At 56.9% G+C, this 17782-nt stretch carries 16 protein-coding genes and 1 pseudogene; 2 read left to right on the top strand and 15 right to left on the bottom strand.

Annotation, left to right across the window (positions count from 1 at the left end; translation table 11 throughout):
* Positions 1 to 74: 74 nt before the first annotated feature.
* Positions 75 to 494: a DUF805 domain-containing protein gene (locus IB212_RS22565; RefSeq protein WP_028014847.1), complete on the top strand. Its 420-nt coding sequence runs from the start codon at positions 75 to 77 to the stop codon at positions 492 to 494.
* Here IB212_RS22565 and fpr read toward each other — a convergent pair whose 3' ends face one another.
* The 4 genes from fpr to IB212_RS22545 all read right to left on the bottom strand — a co-directional run bounded on the left by fpr (position 495) and on the right by IB212_RS22545 (position 4847).
* Positions 495 to 1241: a ferredoxin--NADP(+) reductase gene (fpr, locus tag IB212_RS22560; RefSeq protein WP_041911792.1), complete on the bottom strand. Its 747-nt coding sequence runs from the start codon at positions 1239 to 1241 to the stop codon at positions 495 to 497.
* Between the two features lie 96 nt (positions 1242 to 1337).
* Positions 1338 to 2348 (bottom strand): class II fructose-bisphosphatase, encoded by a 1011-nt coding sequence (gene glpX, locus IB212_RS22555; RefSeq protein WP_045630599.1) that lies wholly within the window; start codon positions 2346 to 2348, stop codon positions 1338 to 1340.
* 123 nt (positions 2349 to 2471) lie between these two features.
* Positions 2472 to 3980: a glycerol kinase GlpK gene (glpK, locus tag IB212_RS22550; RefSeq protein WP_028014844.1), complete on the bottom strand. Its 1509-nt coding sequence runs from the start codon at positions 3978 to 3980 to the stop codon at positions 2472 to 2474.
* A 21-nt stretch (positions 3981 to 4001) separates the two neighbouring features.
* Positions 4002 to 4847, bottom strand: coding sequence for an MIP/aquaporin family protein (locus IB212_RS22545; RefSeq protein ID WP_028014843.1), 846 nt, complete (start codon positions 4845 to 4847; stop codon positions 4002 to 4004).
* A 398-nt stretch (positions 4848 to 5245) separates the two neighbouring features.
* Between IB212_RS22545 and zapB the strand changes: the two genes are divergently transcribed.
* A complete protein-coding gene (gene zapB / locus IB212_RS22540; RefSeq protein ID WP_028014842.1) occupies positions 5246 to 5485 on the top strand; it encodes a septal ring assembly protein ZapB in 240 nt (79 codons plus the stop codon).
* 58 nt (positions 5486 to 5543) lie between these two features.
* Here the strand turns inward: zapB and IB212_RS22535 are convergent.
* From IB212_RS22535 to priA, 11 genes and pseudogenes are all read right to left on the bottom strand, one after another.
* Positions 5544 to 5654: pseudogene (locus tag IB212_RS22535) on the bottom strand (hypothetical protein); the annotation flags it as partial.
* Between the two features lie 28 nt (positions 5655 to 5682).
* Positions 5683 to 6777, bottom strand: a complete 1095-nt coding sequence (locus IB212_RS22530; RefSeq protein ID WP_188246147.1) for a DUF6708 domain-containing protein — start codon at positions 6775 to 6777, stop codon at positions 5683 to 5685.
* A complete protein-coding gene (locus IB212_RS22525; protein ID WP_041911795.1) occupies positions 6770 to 8284 on the bottom strand; it encodes a hypothetical protein in 1515 nt (504 codons plus the stop codon). Before IB212_RS22525 ends, IB212_RS22530 begins: the two co-directional genes overlap by 8 nt.
* 9 nt (positions 8285 to 8293) lie before the next feature.
* Entirely contained in the window at positions 8294 to 9421 is a 1128-nt protein-coding gene (locus IB212_RS22520) for a T6SS effector BTH_I2691 family protein (protein ID WP_041911796.1), read from the bottom strand.
* A gap of 361 nt (positions 9422 to 9782) precedes the next feature.
* Entirely contained in the window at positions 9783 to 10268 is a 486-nt protein-coding gene (gene rraA / locus IB212_RS22515) for a ribonuclease E activity regulator RraA (RefSeq protein ID WP_014885702.1), read from the bottom strand.
* Positions 10269 to 10360: 92 nt separating this feature from the next.
* The gene (gene menA / locus IB212_RS22510; RefSeq protein ID WP_100171285.1) at positions 10361 to 11287 is read right to left on the bottom strand and encodes a 1,4-dihydroxy-2-naphthoate polyprenyltransferase; all 927 of its coding nucleotides are present in this window, start codon (positions 11285 to 11287) and stop codon (positions 10361 to 10363) included.
* Positions 11288 to 11349: 62 nt separating this feature from the next.
* Complete coding sequence (hslU, locus tag IB212_RS22505) at positions 11350 to 12684, bottom strand: HslU--HslV peptidase ATPase subunit (RefSeq protein ID WP_028014840.1); 1335 nt, start codon at positions 12682 to 12684, stop codon at positions 11350 to 11352.
* A 9-nt stretch (positions 12685 to 12693) separates the two neighbouring features.
* A complete protein-coding gene (gene hslV / locus IB212_RS22500) occupies positions 12694 to 13224 on the bottom strand; it encodes an ATP-dependent protease subunit HslV (protein WP_014072345.1) in 531 nt (176 codons plus the stop codon).
* A 94-nt stretch (positions 13225 to 13318) separates the two neighbouring features.
* Positions 13319 to 14305, bottom strand: coding sequence for a cell division protein FtsN (ftsN, locus tag IB212_RS22495; RefSeq protein WP_028014839.1), 987 nt, complete (start codon positions 14303 to 14305; stop codon positions 13319 to 13321).
* 93 nt (positions 14306 to 14398) lie between these two features.
* Positions 14399 to 15424: a DNA-binding transcriptional regulator CytR gene (gene cytR, locus IB212_RS22490; RefSeq protein WP_041911797.1), complete on the bottom strand. Its 1026-nt coding sequence runs from the start codon at positions 15422 to 15424 to the stop codon at positions 14399 to 14401.
* A 119-nt stretch (positions 15425 to 15543) separates the two neighbouring features.
* Positions 15544 to 17739 (bottom strand): primosomal protein N', encoded by a 2196-nt coding sequence (priA, locus tag IB212_RS22485; RefSeq protein ID WP_041911798.1) that lies wholly within the window; start codon positions 17737 to 17739, stop codon positions 15544 to 15546.
* Positions 17740 to 17782: the final 43 nt, after the last annotated feature.

Genomic DNA, 17782 nt, shown 5'->3' with positions numbered 1-17782 from the left:
GATATCTGGTCGGCTTGTCAAAAGGTCACAACTCCAGGGTAAAATGCGGGCTAAACGATAATAAGGAACCTTACATGACCATACAGCAGTGGCTGTTTTCATTCAAAGGGCGTATTGGACGCCGTGATTTCTGGGTCTGGATGGTGACGTGGGTCGTCGCCATGCTGCTTCTTTTTTTCGTTGCCTACAACGCTTGGCTGAGCACGCAAACGGCGGCATTTGCACTGGTCTGCCTGCTATGGCCAACGGCGGCCGTCGTGGTGAAACGCCTGCACGATCGCGGCCGCTCCGGCGCGTGGGCATTTTTGATCATACTGGCGTGGATGCTGGTGGCAGGGAACTGGGCGATGCTGCCTTCCATCCTGCCGTGGGTCGTGGGCAGGCTGCTGCCGTCGGTCATCTTCGTGATGATGATTGTCGATCTGGGCGCGTTTATCGGCACCCAGAGCGAAAATAAATACGGTAAAGATACCGTCGAGGTGAAATACCGCTGATCACCAGTAGTGTTCGGCGGTCATATGACCCGGCCGGCGGCGAAGATGTTTCGTCATCTGCCGGGTATCCTTCAGAAGCTGCTGCGTGTCCCGGACCATCTGCGGGTTACCGCACAGCATGACGTGGCTGGTTTCGGCTGTCATCGGTAAACCCACCGCGTCTTCCAGTGCGCCGCTCTCAATTAACGCCGGTACGCGACCGGTAAGCGCTCCTGCTACGGTTTCGCGGCTGACTACCGTCTGAATCTTTAACTTTCCGCCGTACTGCTGTTCCAGCGCCTGCATCTGCGGGAGATAGCTTAAATCTGCGGCATAGCGCGCGGCGTGCACCAGCACGATGTTTTTGAAGCGCTCCAGATCCTTACCGTACTGCAAGATAGAGAGATACGGACCGATGGCCGTGCCGGTTGCCAGCATCCAGAGCGTGTCACAGTCAGGGATCTCTTCGAGCACAAAGAAGCCTGCCGCTTCGCTCACAATCTGCACTTCGTCGCCGGGCTGAAGGGCGGCAAGGCGCGGGCTGAGCTTACCGTCAGGAACGGTGACCAGATAGAACTCGAGGTCCGGGTTATCCGGCGCGTTAACGTAAGAGTAGGCGCGCTGCACGCGCTCGCCGTCGACATCCAGCCCCAGCTTGGCAAATTGCCCGGCCTTAAACGGGTGAACGGGAGCATGCAGGGTGAGACTAAATAGCGCATCGGTCCAGAATTCTATCTTTGTGACTTTACCTGTTACCCAGTCCGCCATGATCTTCTCCTGTGCTGTTTCTCTGTTCTATCTTCCGTACTTGTGGGAAACATTTCCAGCCCCTTCGGGCCGGAAAGCTCTATCGATCAAACGGTTTTACAGAATGTGCGTCTGCACGTCCGGGTCTTTACGGTCGAGATAGTGAATGGACTGAATGCGTCGGATGGTGCGCGATTTACCGCGGATCAGCAGCGTTTCAGTGGTCGCCATGTTGCCCTTGCGGGTGATGCCGTCCAGCAGATCGCCTTTGGTGATGCCGGTTGCAGAGAAGACGACGTTATCGCTGCGCGCCATGTCGTTCAGCGCCAGTACTTTATTGGCTTCGATGCCCATCGCTGCGCAGCGCGCCAGCTCGTCCTCACCGATACGACGGTTTTCGTCGCTGTCGCCTTTCACCTCATGGCGCGGCAGAAGGCGCGCCTGCATATCGCCGTCCAGCGCGCGGATCACCGCCGCAGAGACCACGCCTTCCGGCGCGCCGCCGATGCCGTAAAGCACGTCGACTTCGCTGTCCGGCATGCAGGTCAGAATAGACGCGGCAACGTCGCCATCCGGAATGGCAAACACGCGCACGCCGAGTGTTTGCAGATAAGAGATGGTGGCGTCGTGGCGCGGTTTCGCCAGAATGGTCACGGTAAGTTCGCTAAGGGGTTTGCCCAGGGCTTTGGCGATGTTGCGCAGGTTCTCTTCCAGCGGCAGGCTGAGATCGATTGCACCTTTCGCACCAGGGCCGACAATCAGCTTTTCCATGTACATGTCCGGCGCGTTGAGGAAGCAGCCTTTATCGCCCACGGCCAGCACCGCCAGCGCGTTGGCCTGGCCCATCGCCGTCATGCGGGTGCCTTCAATCGGGTCGACCGCGATATCCACGGCATCGCCTTTGCCGGTCCCGACTTTTTCACCGATATAGAGCATCGGCGCTTCGTCGATCTCGCCTTCACCGATGACAATAGTGCCGTCGATGTTGACCTGGTTAAGCACAATGCGCATGGCGTGGACGGCCGCGCCGTCTGCGGTATTTTTGTCGCCACGACCCAGCCATTTATAGCCTGCAAGGGCGGCTGCTTCGGTGACGCGGGAAAACTCGATAGCAAGTTCACGTTTCATGAGGGACTCGTACAATCAAAAGGAATTGCACGAAGTTTATCACAGAGTGGGGAGGGGTGAGGGGACCGGTGCGGTCGATGCCCCTCACCCTAACCCTCTCCCACAGGGAGAGGGAATATAGGCTTACTCTTCGTGCTCTTCCCACGCAAGGGCGCGTTTCACCGCTTTCTTCCAGCCGCTGTAGCGGTAGTTGCGCTCGGTGGTTTCGATGCCAGGGCGGAATTCGCGTTCGATGACCGCTTTCTCCTGCAGCTCGTCCAGGTTCTGCCAGAAGCCTACCGCGAGACCCGCAAGATACGCCGCGCCCAGTGCCGTCACTTCACGTACTTCAGGGCGCTCAACGCGGGTACCCAGAATGTCGGACTGGAACTGCATCAGGAAGTTGTTGGCCACCGCGCCGCCGTCCACGCGCAGGGCGTGCAGACGAATGCCGGAGTCTGCCTGCATCGCTTCCAGTACGTCACGCGTCTGGTAGGCGATGGATTCCAGGGTCGCACGAATGATGTGGTTTGAGTTCACACCGCGCGTCAGGCCGAAAATTGCGCCGCGGGCATACGGGTCCCAGTACGGTGCGCCCAGACCGGTGAACGCTGGCACCACGTACACGCCGTTGGTGTCTTTCACTTTGGTCGCGAAGTACTCGGAGTCAAACGCATCGCTGATCAGCTTCATCTCGTCGCGCAGCCACTGAATAGATGCGCCCGCCATAAACACCGCACCTTCCAGGGCATAGTTCACCTCGCCGCGCGGGCCGCAGGCGATGGTGGTCAGCAGGCCGTTTTCTGATTTCACCGCTTTCTCGCCGGTGTTCATCAGCATAAAGCAGCCGGTGCCGTAGGTGTTCTTCGCCATCCCTTCCTTGACGCACAGCTGGCCGAACAGCGCCGCCTGCTGGTCACCGGCGATACCGGCGATAGGAATACGGGTGCCGCCTTTACCGCCGATGTTGGTCTGGCCGTAGACTTCAGACGACTTACGCACTTCAGGCAGCATCGCGCGCGGAATATCCAGCGCGTCCAGCATCTTGTCATCCCACTCCAGGGTGTTGATGTTGAACAGCATGGTGCGCGAGGCATTAGTGTAGTCAGTAACGTGGACACGTCCCTGAGTCATCTTCCAGATAAGCCAGGTATCAACGGTACCGAACAGCAGCTCGCCGCGTTTTGCACGCTCGCGTGAACCTTCCACGTGGTCGAGGATCCACTTCACTTTGGTGCCGGAGAAGTACGGGTCAACCACCAGGCCGGTGGCGCTACGCACGTACTCTTCCATCCCGTCACGCTTAAGCTGTTCGCAGATCTCTGACGTACGGCGGCACTGCCAGACGATGGCGTTGTAAATCGGCTTACCGGTTTCGCGTTCCCACACCACGGTGGTTTCACGCTGGTTGGTGATACCAATCGCGGCGATTTCGTCGGAACTGATGTCGGCTTTCGCCAGCACTTCTACCAGCGTGGAGCTTTGTGACGCCCAGATCTCCATCGGGTCGTGTTCTACCCAGCCTGGACGAGGATAAATTTGCTCAAATTCGCGCTGTGACACGCTGACGATATTCGCGTCATGATCCATTACGACAGCGCGGGAGCTGGTAGTGCCCTGGTCGAGCGCAACGATATATTTTTTTTCGGTCATGGTATGTGTCCCGTAGTCAGATTACAGCGAAGCTTTTTGTTGTGCGGTAGAAGTCGTTTCCTTCTCCTCTTCCACACAGGTGTCGCACGGTAAGTGGCGACCAATTAATTTGCGATAGCCAAATGCACCCAGTGCCGCCCCTACGACTGGTCCGAACAGCGGTACCAGGAAGTAAGGAATATCTTTGCCGCCGGTGAAAGCCACGTCGCCCCATCCTGCAAAGAAGGCGAAGGTTTTTGGACCCAGGTCACGCGCCGGGTTCATCGCAAACCCTGTTAACGGCCCCATGGACGCACCGATGACGGCGATCAGCAGGCCAATCAGCAATGGCGCCAGCGGGCCACGTGGAATGCCGTTACCATCATCGCCCAAAGCCATAATGACGCCCATCAGAATAGCGGTAATCACCATTTCAACTGCGAACGCCTGCACAAAATTGATATGTGGGTTAGGGTAGGTTGAGAAGATGCCTGCCAGATCCAGACTTTCGACGCTGCCGCGCACCATATGATGCGTCTGTTCGAAGTCGATGAAAAGATTGTAATAAAGCCCGTAAACTAACGCCGCTGCGCAAAACGCGCCGGCAAATTGAGAAATAATGAAGGGAACAACTTTGCGTCCGTCGAAGCACGCGAACAGCCACAGTGCGATAGTCACCGCCGGGTTAAGATGTGCGCCAGAGACCCCTGCAGTCAGGTAGATGGCCATCGCCACGCCCAGACCCCAGATGATACTGATTTCCCACTGACCAAAACTGGCACCCGCCACTTTCAGTGCAGCGACACAGCCCACTCCGAAGAATATCAACAACCCGGTACCAAGGAACTCGGCAATGCACTGGCCTTTTAAGGTTGATGTCTGACTCATAATCGGAATCCTGAAGAAATTGATGTTTATTGTTAGCGTGGCCGCCCGTGACAGCCACGATGCCCTGTAGACATAGTGTTAATTTATCGTTAACGAGCAAAAACGAGAAATATCGAAATTAAAATGTGTGGTCTGTGTCAATAAAATGAGCGTTTTCGCGCCATAAAGCGCGTTTTTGCATCAGTCGCGCATGGTGAGCTGAATCATTTTTTTAACGAATGGGTTAACAACTTAGAGGTATATGCCGCGAACGCACCAGGACGAGGCCGAAAAGTGTTGCAAACCGCGATCTGCGTGGCATGCCGCTGGACAGGGGCGACTGCGCTCCATACAATCGGAACATATGTTGTGCGCGTTTACGTTAAAGCGTCGCCTTGCAATTCAGGAGAGGTAGGATCATGTCTTTAGAAGTGTTTGAGAAACTGGAAGCGAAAGTACAGCAGGCGATTGACACCATCACGCTGCTGCAGATGGAAATTGAAGAGCTGAAAGAGAAGAACAACAGCCTGGCGCAGGAAGTTCAGAACGCTCAGCACGGCCGCGAAGAACTGGAGCGCGAAAACAACCAGCTGCGCGAACAGCAGAACGGCTGGCAGGATCGCCTGCAGGCGCTGCTGGGACGTATGGAAGAGGTTTAATTCTGTCGGGATTGAACAGAAATAGCCGGGTAAGCGTCGCCGCTACCCGGTTTTTTTTCTCGATATCCAGCGCATCTTCCGACCGGATAATGCCGGTATTATCAGCATAAAGATGGTCGCCGGAGAAGAAGGTCACGCCGCCGAAATTCACGCGTACGTCGCTTTCGCCAGTATTCGGTTCATGACCGATAAGCCCCTCAGTCCGCATGGTTCTGCCCGCCATATTTGGCTTTCAGCCGGGCAACGACCCGGTCCATTGCTCCGCGCTCTTTTGCAAACGTGCGGGCATAACGCACCTTACCCTGCAAGCCCAGCATCGGCCGCCAGACCTGCGGTGGATTATGCTCAGCGCCTTTGTTGACAGGGTCATTCTCAGCCGGCTGACAGGCCGCGACCACTTCTGCAGGCCATTCCGGGATTTTGCAGGTCAGCATAACCAGCCAGCGCGGAAAACTGAGAACGAAAAAGAGAGGCAACTGCAGCGCATTTACCAGCAGGCCGAGACGCCCGAACCACTGCTTACTGAGATAGAGCAGTCCGAACAGCCAGCCCTCTTTCTGCTTTTCCACTGGCGGGCACCAGGCAATGGAGTCCGCGAGGTCCGGGAGATACTCATCTCCCTCTTCCATATAGCAGCGGATAAACTCCCAGTACATGGACAGCACATCGGGGTCACTTTCCAGATTAATCGGCAAAGGAATAGCCCCTGTGACAGTATCCCCGTCATCTCCCGTAAGACAACCCACAATGGTCCACTGCGTTGAGAGTCGCCCCTTCGTTGGGTGCAGGACAAATTTGAGCTCATCCCACGGCACAGACATCACTTTTCCGCCGGACTGGTACACATACACCATCCTATTTTTACGGTTAAAGCGGATCGGATAGTAGGTGCTGAAAAATACCTCGGAGGTCATCAGCCGGTATGTGAGTAAAGAAACCGGCAATGTAATGGCCCAAATTAAAACGGTTCCAAACCAGATGCCAAAACTGCGTCCTCCCCATCCCAATACCACCCCGATAATGCTGTAGCAAAACAAACTAAAGGACAGACAGAAAAAGATTACCCCTGCCAGCGTCCATGTTCCGCGCCAGTTGTAAGAACGGTCAACCAGCTCCAGATACGTCGTGTTCAGCCGCACCACGCTGTCGAACCCGGATATACCAGGAACATCCGGATCACCTGTTTTCTGCGAATAAATTTTAAAAACACCTTTATCGCTAAGACGACGAAATCCCTTATAGAACCGATTCGATGACGGGTCGACAGGGAATCGCTTAAAAGGGTTAAACATGTGCTCCTCCCTGTGCATTCAGGGCCATATAGCCGTCCTTTTCCATTTGTGCATTCGGCCAGATAGCCGGGATATCGCTTTCATCCGCCGGAATCCGCCGCCACTGCGTACTGAGCAGCCAGGTCTGTATATCGTTCCGGGTATGACTTAACAGCCAGGCCCCGGCCCCCAGAACCAGTATCATTCCGACAAAAATCCCCGCAGGTCCGAGGAAAAAAGCCAACACGGTGGATTCCTCAATGAAAGTAGCTGACACACCAGCCAAGCCGAGGAGAGTGACGGATATTTCGCTACCGCCCCCGACTGTCATCATTCCGACACCGAGGGCATTAATCAGATGAGCAATGCCTTCCCCCATTTTTCCACGGTAAAGATCAACGCCCCCATTCAAACCTTCAATCATTGTGTAAACCAATCCACCGCCGAACCCAAACAATCCCCAGATACCCGCCCCGACAACCGCCATGGCGCCGTTCCTGATTACCGATAAGGTCGATGGCAGCTCCAGCTTCATCAGTGACGTCATCGCCAGCTTCAGCGCTTCCGCCGTTGACGCCACTGCCATGCTGGCATTCGCCGCGAACACCGTCGCAGCTTTACCACCGGACGGCAGGCCGCTCTCTTTCACACCGTACCCCAGCACCATCCACTGGAAGTACGCTGAGAACACCGTCCCGCCAAACGTCATGCCTTTCGCCGCCATCTCCGTCGCCAGCGTGCCGGGTTTCATCCCGCTCAGTTGAGCCACCGATGAGCCCAGCGATTTCGGGAACAGCATTCGCGCCAGCTCGTCCTCCGTGAGCATTGCCGTACTTAGCTTCGCCAGCCGCTCTTTAACCGGCAGGGCGGCCAGTGCCTTCGCTTCCTGCACGTCAATAATCCGCGGCAGAGATATTTTCTCCAGCGAGCGCTCCGGTAGCTCCTTCACCAGTCGGTCGGTCAGCTTTTGCATCGCGGTATATAATTGCCCGCCGCTGCGTCCACTCATTTCCAGCATCCCGGCCATTCCCCGGGTCATCGCCCCGACAAAGTTTTTCGTCCCCGGCACCACGCTGACGGCTGAGAACGCCTTACCCTGCATCGCCAGTATCCCGACAGCAAAGCGCACCGGCGTTCCTTTCACCATCAGATCCACCGATTTCATCATCGCCTCAGACCAGAGCATGCTGAGCTTTTCCAGCCCCGTCAGGATCGCACTGGCGTAGCTGCCGCTGTACTCCTTCGCGCCGTCCGCCAGACGGTCCCAGCTTATGCCCAGCCACCAGTCTGGTCCGCCGCTTTTCAGCTGTGCATTTGCCTCGGCAATCCAGCCGTCATGATTAAAGAAGGCCGCCCGCTGAAGAAAGTTTTCCGGCGTCAGCGGAGCCTGATTCAGCTGCTGATCGATGTGGGTAATCACTCCGCCTTTGTCGTTCATTCCTGCCAGTACTTTCGCTACTGTCTGGATATAGCGTCCGCCGCTGTGCGCGCAGGTCGGATCAAAGTGCTGCACAAAGTAATTCACCATCGCCGGTCCCTACAGCCAGGCCAGATACATCCGGGTGATGGGAATGACTGAACTGTTGTCATACTCGGTCAGCCAGTCTTTCAGTGTCTGACTGAATGTCTGTGTCTTTGCCCGGTCGATGTATTTTTCGTAGCCGGTCTGCCATGCCTCGTCCACCCGGTCCTTCCGGCTGGCCTCATTCAGGACATGCATCCGGTCAGCCATGTCCGGAGCCGGAAATCTCGGTCCTGCCGGCGTGTCCCTGCCGTAGCGCATCTGGCGCTCATAGCTTTCATCCCCGCCTTCTGCCCGCAGGTAAAAATAATTACGCATTGCCAGTTCGACGCTGCCGAGCATGGTCAGCAATGCAGTGCCACGGCTCAACTCCGGATCCGTGGCGATAGCCTGCTGCATCCGGTAGCGTGCCAGGGCTGAAATCTCCGTCGCCACCCCAACCGGGTCAGACAACATTAGAATCGCACCGTTGCCCGCGTTCAGATTATCTGCCGCCTGTCGTAAAGCGGCCGCAGAATGACTACTGACCGCTTTGAGGGGAGAGGGAGTCCAGGCTTTAAGAGTGCTGTTGCGCAGTCCTGGACTGTATTCAGCCACGCAATTAACGAGCTGACTGAAGGGCAGGGCCTGCTGACCGTTGTGGCTGGCAAGCCAGGCATCCATATCAAATTTCTGCATATACTGGCTTCGCCAGGCGATATCTTCATGCTGTTTGCGTACCACCGGTGTCCACGACTCTTCAGACCACGCAAACCAGTACACCCCGTTAAGGATTCCGGCGGGCTTTACCGGCAGTGTCACCAGGGAAGCGGTTGCCAGTTCATCTGGTCGGGTAATACAGGGGGTAATGTCCCCGCTTTCCACGCGCGGCGGCACGATGCCGTCCTCTGGAAGAGGATAAAAATAGCCGTCGCCGGTAGCATAATAGTTAATCCAGCGTTGTGAACGTTCCGCCCAGATGTATAAAAAGCCCTGCCTCAGCAGACGGGCGGTATAGTCTGCACCTCCTTCGGCCGTTACCGGTACGGTGATACTGCCGGATAAAGCCGGTAACGCGTCACCTTTTTCCATGATTGCCGGACGAACCGGCAGGACGGGTAAACCGTCGCGCTGGCAGAACTTACATCCCTTTTCATTGCTCATGATGAATCCATTCTTCTTCTGTCAGGTAAGCCCGTCCGGTAAGCAGGAAAGGTAACCCTGAAATTGTGGTGGTTATTTACTCATAATACACCGTAAAGACGTTAACCTAAGCTAAATTTTCTTTATTTCGTAAGCAGTTAGTGCGCATTTGCTGTGCAGGGAAAGTACGACGTGATATGCAAAATATGTGGCAAACGACGGCGATTGAATAAACGGTTATTCTGGAGCGCCGAAACCATCAGGAGACGCTACGGGGGAGTGTTATTGCAGTATAAAAAGAGGAGATATCTAAACCTGTGTTAACTTCACGGTTTGGGTGATGATAAAATAAAGGCCATCCGATAAAAGATGGCCTGGTAAATTACTCAATATCCAGCGGGTCTTCAGAAAGGATAATGCCGGTATTATCGGCGTAGAGATGATCGCCTGAGAAGAAGGTCACGCCGCCGAAGTTAACGCGCACGTCGCTTTCGCCGATGCCGTCACCCGCAGCGCCTACCGGAATGGCCGCGATGGCCTGAATCCCGATATCCAGGTCTTCGAGATCGTCCACCTGACGCACGGAGCCGTACACCACGATGCCTTCCCACTCGTTCTGGACGGCAATGCCGGCCAGTTCAGCATCAATCAGTGCGCGACGCACGGACCCGCCGCCGTCGACCACCAGAACGCGGCCACGGCCGTTCTGTTCGAGCAGATCGTACAGCAACCCGTTGTCCTCGAAACATTTCACCGTGACGATTTGCCCGCCAAACGATGACCGCCCACCAAAGTTGGAGAACAGCGGTTCAACGACGTTGACATCTTCCTGGTAGATGTCACAAAGCTCGGAGGTATCGTATTTCATAGGTTTAACGCTCAGTTGCTGCGAATGTGTTCAGTATATCGTGCGAAATGCGTTGTTGGCAAAATCATCAATTGTTAATTGATATTTGTCAGCTAACTGAGCGTCTGGCTTAACACAATCCCAATAACGAACAACAGGTTAGTCAGCAGAGCGCCTTTTACCGTTCGCTCCAGCATCGGCGGCATGGCTGCCGGGCTGAGTTCACGCATCACAAAGCGGGCCTGCTTAACCAGCAGCGGCGCGGCAAGCACAAACAGCCAGCCCCACAGACTGTGCAGGGAAATCAGGTTAAATAGCGCCAGGCAAACCAGCGCGCCAATAAGCAGGCAGGCATGATAGCGGCGCGCATTCACCGGCCCCAGACGCACCGCCAGCGTGTTCTTGCCGTTCTCGCGATCGCTGTCGATATCGCGCAGATTATTGATATTGAGTACCGCCGTCGCCAGCAGGCCGCAGGCGGTCGCCGGGAGGAACAGGGCAGGGATCACCGTATGCGCCTGTAAGTACCAGCTCCCCATTACGCTCAGCCAGCCGAAGAACACCAGCACAGAGATATCCCCAAGGCCAATATAGCCGTAAGGGCGCGTGCCGACGGTGTAGGTGATGGCCGCGATAATGGCGAGCAGGCCCAGCACCAGGAAGCCAATGAAGTCGCTGGTAGTTTTCGAGGCGACCGTCACCAGCGCCAGGCCAGATAAGCAAATCAGCACCACGGTGATAATCAGCGCGCGCTTCATCTGTGCCTGGGTGATCACCCCTTTTTGCATCCCGCGCAGCGGCCCGATACGGTCAGGCTTGTCGCTGCCTTTTACCGCATCGCCATAATCGTTCGCGAGGTTAGAGAGGATTTGCAGCAGCCCGGCGGTAATGAGCGCCAGACCTGCCACCAGCGGATCGAAATGCCCTTGCCACCAGGCAAGCGCGGTGCCGACAATAATGGCGGCAAAAGCCAGAGGAAGCGTTTTAGGGCGCAGACTTTCGAGCCACGCCTGAGTACGGCTGATATCAGTCATAGTAATTTAGCCAATAAAAATGGGGGCCTTAGCCCCCATTAACAGTGATGAGAATGCAGTAACCGCGATTATAGGATAAAACGGCTCAGATCTTCATCTGCCACTAACGCATCCAGATGTTTGCTCACATAGTCTGCGTCGATGGTAATGGTTTGACCGTTGAGGTCGCTCGCGTCATATGAGATGTCTTCAACCAGACGTTCCAGCACGGTGTGCAGACGACGCGCACCGATGTTCTCGGTGGTTTCGTTGACCTGCCATGCGGCCTGGGCAATACGTTTGATACCGTCTTCGGTGAACTCGAGGTTCACGCCTTCGGTCGCCATCAGCGCCTTGTACTGTACGGTAGCAGAGGCGTTTGGCTCGGTCAGGATGCGCTCGAAATCTTCGGTGGTCAGCGCCTGCAGCTCAACGCGGATAGGCAGACGACCCTGCAGTTCGGGGATCAGATCCGACGGGCTGGCTACCTGGAATGCACCGGAAGCGATAAACAGAATGTGGTCCGTTTTCACCATGCCGTGCTTGGTAGAGACGGTGCAGCCTTCAACCAGCGGCAGCAGGTCGCGCTGTACGCCTTCGCGGGACACGTCCGGACCGGAGCTGTTGCCGCCGCGCTTACAAATTTTGTCGATTTCGTCGATAAAAACGATACCGTGCTGCTCAACCGCGTCGATAGCGTCCTGCTTCAGCTCTTCCGGATTTACCAGCTTCGCCGCTTCTTCTTCAATCAGCAGCTTCATCGCGTCTTTGATTTTTAGCTTACGCGCTTTCTGCTTTTGGCCGCCCAGGTTCTGGAACATGGACTGCAGCTGGCTGGTCATCTCTTCCATGCCCGGAGGCGCCATGATTTCCACGCCCATCGGCGCGGCCGCGAGGTCGATCTCAATCTCTTTGTCGTCCAGCTGGCCTTCACGCAGTTTTTTGCGGAACGCCTGACGTGCGGCTGAAGGCTCAGCCTGCTGTTCAGCCTGGCCCCAGTTGTTTTTCGCCGGTGGGATCAGCACGTCGAGAATACGCTCTTCGGCCATCTCTTCCGCGCGGTAGCGGTTTTTCTCAATCGCCTGGACGCGCACCATCTTAATCGCAGAATCGGTCAGGTCGCGGATGATAGAGTCCACTTCTTTACCCACATAGCCCACTTCGGTGAACTTGGTGGCTTCAACTTTGATGAACGGCGCGTTCGCCAGCTTCGCCAGACGACGGGCGATTTCGGTTTTACCGACGCCGGTCGGGCCGATCATCAGAATGTTTTTCGGGGTGACTTCGTGACGCAGCTCTTCATCAAGCTGCATACGACGCCAGCGGTTACGCAGCGCGATAGCCACGGAGCGCTTGGCGTTATCCTGGCCGATAATGTGTTTGTTCAGTTCGCTGACAATTTCGCGTGGGGTCATTTCAGACATGGGAGATCCTTACGCTTTGGAGGTCAATTCTTCGATGGTGTGGTTGTGGTTGGTATAGATGCAGATATCACCTGCAATATCCAACGCCTTCACCGCAATATCGCGCGCGTTCATGTCGGTATTTTCCAACAGCGCGCGGGCTGCAGCCTGGGCATAAGGGCCGCCAGAGCCGATGGCAATCAGGTCGTTTTCCGGCTGAATCACGTCACCGTTACCGGTGATGATAAGCGAGGCGGTTTCATCCGCGACCGCCAGCAGCGCTTCGAGCTTGCGCAGCATACGGTCGGTTCGCCAGTCCTTTGCCAGCTCAACGGCAGCTTTCACCAGATGACCCTGGTGCATTTCCAGCTTGCGTTCAAACAGTTCAAACAGCGTGAAGGCATCCGCCGTGCCGCCTGCAAAACCGGCGATCACTTTGTCGTTGTAGAGACGACGGACTTTCTTCACGTTGCCTTTCATGACGGTATTACCCAGCGTGGCCTGGCCATCACCGGCAATTACCACCTGGCCGTTACGGCGTACACTTACTATTGTTGTCACGAGCAGACCCCCTGGTTACAGATTCGGGAAACAGAAGCCCTGAGCCTGTGCTCAGGGCGGAATTAAATGATAGATGGGGGGGATTTTGGGGGTTTCAACCCCCGGAGGCGAGTCGAATGCAGTTTGTGTGCCCAGCCACTTTCAAACGGGAAATGGTGCCGTCTGCGTTTTCTTTGCCTTTAACCGGGCCGATCACCACGCGGTTCCAGCCGTTATTGGTGGTAATGCGTGAGTCAAATCCTTCAAATGCCAGTTGAGCACGTACCGTTTCCGCCTGCTCGGCACCTTTAAACGAACCGCACTGCACCATCCAGCGGCGCTCGTCTTTTTTCTCTGCCGTCTGCTTCGGCGCTTCGGTCTCTTTGGTCACCGGCGCGGCCTGCTGCGTTTTCGGCTGCTGCGCGGTGGTATGCGCTGGCGTCTGGAGCAGATCCTGATACGGCTGCGCCGCTTGCTTTGGCGGCTGCGCTTTTGGCTGTTGAACAGGCTGCGACTGCACCGTACGCGTCTGCTGCTGCGGTTGCTGGTATGGCTGGGCCTTCGGCTGCTGTACCGGCTGAGTTTGCGTCCACTGCTGCTGTTGCTGCTGTTGAATTTGTGCCTGGCGCTGACGCTGTAGCTGCAACGTTTGCTGACGCTGCGCTGGCGTTTGTTCATTCCACGGCACTTCATTCAGCTGCGTCGGCTGCTGGCGCATATCGGCCTGCATCTGTGCCAGCAGCTGGCGCTGCTCGTCCGTCAGCTGATCGGCATTCTTCACTTCGCCACCGGCTGAGGGCTCAGTAGGCGCACGCACGCCGGGCTGACGACTTTCCAGCTCTTTAATATAGCGCCAGCGCTCTTCAGGTTTCGGCGGCAGACCATTTCCCACCACTTTGTTGCCCTGAAGGGCCTCGGACTCTTCTTTTTTATGGTGCGTGATGAAGTACAGGCCGCCAATAAAGGCCACCAGCACGGCCGCAGCAATAGCGACCATTGCTGGCGAGACCGCAGGCAGATTACGCTGCTTGCTTTTTGAACTGCTCTTTTTGCGTCGCGAAGGTGCCGGCTGGCCGCGACGTACATAATCTCGTTGTGCCACTATCGTTTCGCTGTATTTATTCGTTCGTCAGCCCGCCATGTTACTTAAGCGGCGGGGCTTTGACCAGATAAGGGTGTCCGAAAGGCGTTTACTTTAAGTCAATGCCTGGGTAGAGCCGCGAATAATCAGCTCGCAGTCCAGCAAACGCGAGCCGCTGCTAACCGTTTGACCCTGCAGCTGATCCAGCAGAAGCAGCATCGCTTCGCGGCCAATCTGATAGCGCGGTTGTGAAACGGTGGAGAGCGGTGGATCGCAAAACTCTGAAAGTGAAATGTTATCAAAACCGATAATCGACAAATCTTTCGGCACGCGTAAGCCACGGCGCTTGGCGTGTGAAAGCGCACCCAGCGCCATCACGTCGCTGTGGCAGAACACCGCCGTTGGCGGTTCCGGCAGCGCCAGCAGTTTCTCCAGCGCCTGTCCGCCCGCTTCAAAGGTAAAATCACCGCGCGCAATATAGTGCGGATCGACAATCGCACCGGTACGGCGCAGCGCCTGAACATAGCCCTGCAGGCGGTAGTGGCACAGCGGCATCTCTTCCGGCCCGGCAATGCAGCCAATCCGCTTATGCCCCAGCTCCTGGAGATAGTTTACGGCGTTGAACGCGGCGGTGAGGTTATCAATGTGGACCGTCGGCAGCTCAAGCTCAGGCGCAAATTCGTTGGCCATTACCATCGGCGGTAAATTGCGCTGTTCTTCGATGCTGGCATCAAACGGCAGGCGCGAGCCAAGCAGCAGCATGCCGTCAATCTGCTTGGTGATAATGAGGTCGATAAAGGTTTTTTCCTGCTGGTTCTGGTGAGCGCAGTCGCCAATCAGCACCAGATAGCCCTGCTCCGCCGCCGTCACTTCGATACCGCGAATGATCTCGCTGAAGAAGGGATCGCAGATATCCGGCACTATTACCAGGATGGTCCGGGATTCATTGCGCTTGACGTTCCGCCCCATCGCCTGCGGGAAATACCCCACTTCCAGCGCCGCCTGTTCAACCTTGTTACGGGTCGCCTGGGAGACTTTATCCGGGTTCATTAATGCGCGCGACACGGTTGCCGTTGAGACTTGTGCTTTCTCGGCAACGTCTTTCATGGTCGCCGTGGCAACCTCTTTCCTGGACTTCAACGTCTTCTCCTCGCCTGAACACCGAACTGCGGACATCACCATTTTTACAGATAGTTAATGGAATCGGTTACAGAATTTTCATAAAAAGTGTGAGGCGCGTTAAATTTTTCGATCCGTCTTCAGCCTTCGATGGGATCGACGTCCAGTACCCACTTCACTTTACGCGCTTCCGGCAGGGTATTGATGAGCGCCAGCGTGCCGCTGACGATGTGCTGCAGGCGAATACGCGAGGGGTGCTGAAGCAAAATTTGCCAGCGGAAACGTCCACCGCGTTTTGGTGCCAGCGCCGGCACCGGGCCCAGGATCCACAGCTGGTTATCCACCAGCGGGCTGGCCTGCAGGAGATTCCTCAGCTGTTGCAGGAAAAGCGGCGCCTGCTGGTTGTTATGATCCTCCGCGCGGATGATGACGTGGCTGGTCCACGGCGGCAACTGCATGGTCTGGCGTTCGGCCAGCGCCTGCTCGGCAAAGGCGTCATAGCCTTTGTGCAGCAGAGTCTGTAGCAGCGGGTGCTCAGGGTGGTGCGTTTGCAGTACCACCTCGCCCTGTTTCCCCGCGCGACCGGCACGCCCTGCCACTTGAGTATAAAGCTGGGCGAAGCGCTCGGCGGAGCGGAAATCTGCCGAGAACAGCGCGCCGTCGACGTCGAGCAGGGCGACCAGCGTCACGTCCGGGAAGTGGTGCCCTTTGGCCAGCATCTGGGTGCCAATCAGGATGCGCGCGCCGCCGCGATGCACTTCCGCCAGCTGCTGCTCCAGCGCCCCCTTGCGGCTGGTGGTGTCCCGGTCGATTCGGGAAATAGGCACGTCCGGGAAGAAAGGGCCAAGCGCCTGTTCCAGCTGTTCCGTTCCCAGCCCCACCGGCACGATATGCGTGGAACCACATGACGGGCACTGGCGAGGAACCGGACGCTGGCTGTCGCAGTGGTGGCAGCGCAAATGTCGCTGGGCCTGATGGAAGGTGTAGTAGTGGTCGCAGCGCGGGCACTCGGCAATCCAGCCGCAGTCGTGGCACAGCAGGGCGGGGGCAAATCCGCGACGGTTGAGGAACAGAATGACCTGGTTCCCCGCCTGCAAATGCTGGCGCATGCGGCTAATCAGCGCAGGCGCTAACCCGGCTTGCACCTGCTGGCCTTTCAGATCCAGCACGTGCTGAATGGCCGGGCGGGCATTCCCCGCGCGGCGCGTCAGGCGCAGCATGTGGTATTTACGCTGGCGCACGTTGTGCAGCGTTTCGAGCGCAGGCGTGGCGGATCCGAGAATAATAGGGATTTGCTCGCTGTGCGCACGGTAGACCGCCAGATCGCGGGCGTGATAGCGCCAGCCTTCCTGCTGTTTATAGGAGCTGTCGTGCTCTTCGTCGATGACGATAACGCCGAGGTTTTTAAACGGCGTAAACAGCGACGAGCGGGTGCCGATCACAATCGCCGCTTCGCCGTTTTTCGCTTTCAGCCAGGCGCTGAGGCGCTCGCTGTCATTCAGCCCGGAGTGCAGCACCTCAACGGGCGCGTTAAAGCGCTCGCGGAAGCGGGCGATGGTTTGCGGCGTCAGGCCGATTTCCGGCACCATCACCAGCGCCTGTTTACCCTGCGCGAGCACGTTTTCCAGCACGCTCAGATAGACTTCGGTCTTGCCGGAGCCCGTCACGCCCGCCAGCAGCCAGGCGGAAAAGCGGTCCGAGGCGCTATGAATGGCGCCTACCGCGGTGGCCTGCTCGGTATTCAGGCGCAGGCGATCGCCCGAGACGGAGAAGTCGTCGCGCCAGTCCTGAAGGGCGGGCGCTTCGCTGGCCAGCTCGCTCAACCCTTTCTTTCTTAATGCCTGTAGCGCCGTTTCGCTGACCTCAAGCTCGTCGACCTGGTGCCGCCAGATTTTTCCCTGACGCAGCGCCGCCAGCGCCTGCTGCTGTTTCTGCGAACGCTTCAGGCTGTTGATGTCCACGGCCTGCCCCTGTTCGGTGGCAAACCAGTACCACATCGGGGCGTGGCTGGCGCTTTTGCCCTGGCGCAGCAGGATCGGCAGGGCGTGGAACAGAACGTCGCCAATCGGGTGATGATAATAATCTGCCGCCCACAGCAGCAGTCGCCAGGTGCTGGTGGAGTAAACCGGCTCGCTGTCCAGCACCTCAACCACCGATTTCAGTTCATTGAGGGGCAATTCGCTTTTATCGCTGACGGAGACGACGATCCCCACGCGCTGCTGTTTGCCAAACGGCACGGTCACGCGACAGCCCGCTTTGGCGCTCATGCTGTCGGGCAGCAGGTAGTCAAAGGTGCGGGGAAGCGGAACGGGCAGGGCAACGTGAGCGACGGGCATCGAATCTTCCTGACTTGAAAAGTGGCGCGTTAGTATACACATT

Origin of the sequence: Enterobacter sp. E12 (assembly GCF_014596715.2) — a bacterium.
Classification (GTDB): domain Bacteria; phylum Pseudomonadota; class Gammaproteobacteria; order Enterobacterales; family Enterobacteriaceae; genus Enterobacter; species Enterobacter bugandensis.
The sequence above is the reverse complement of the archived record's forward strand: the minus strand, read 5'-3'. Positions and strand labels throughout refer to the sequence as shown.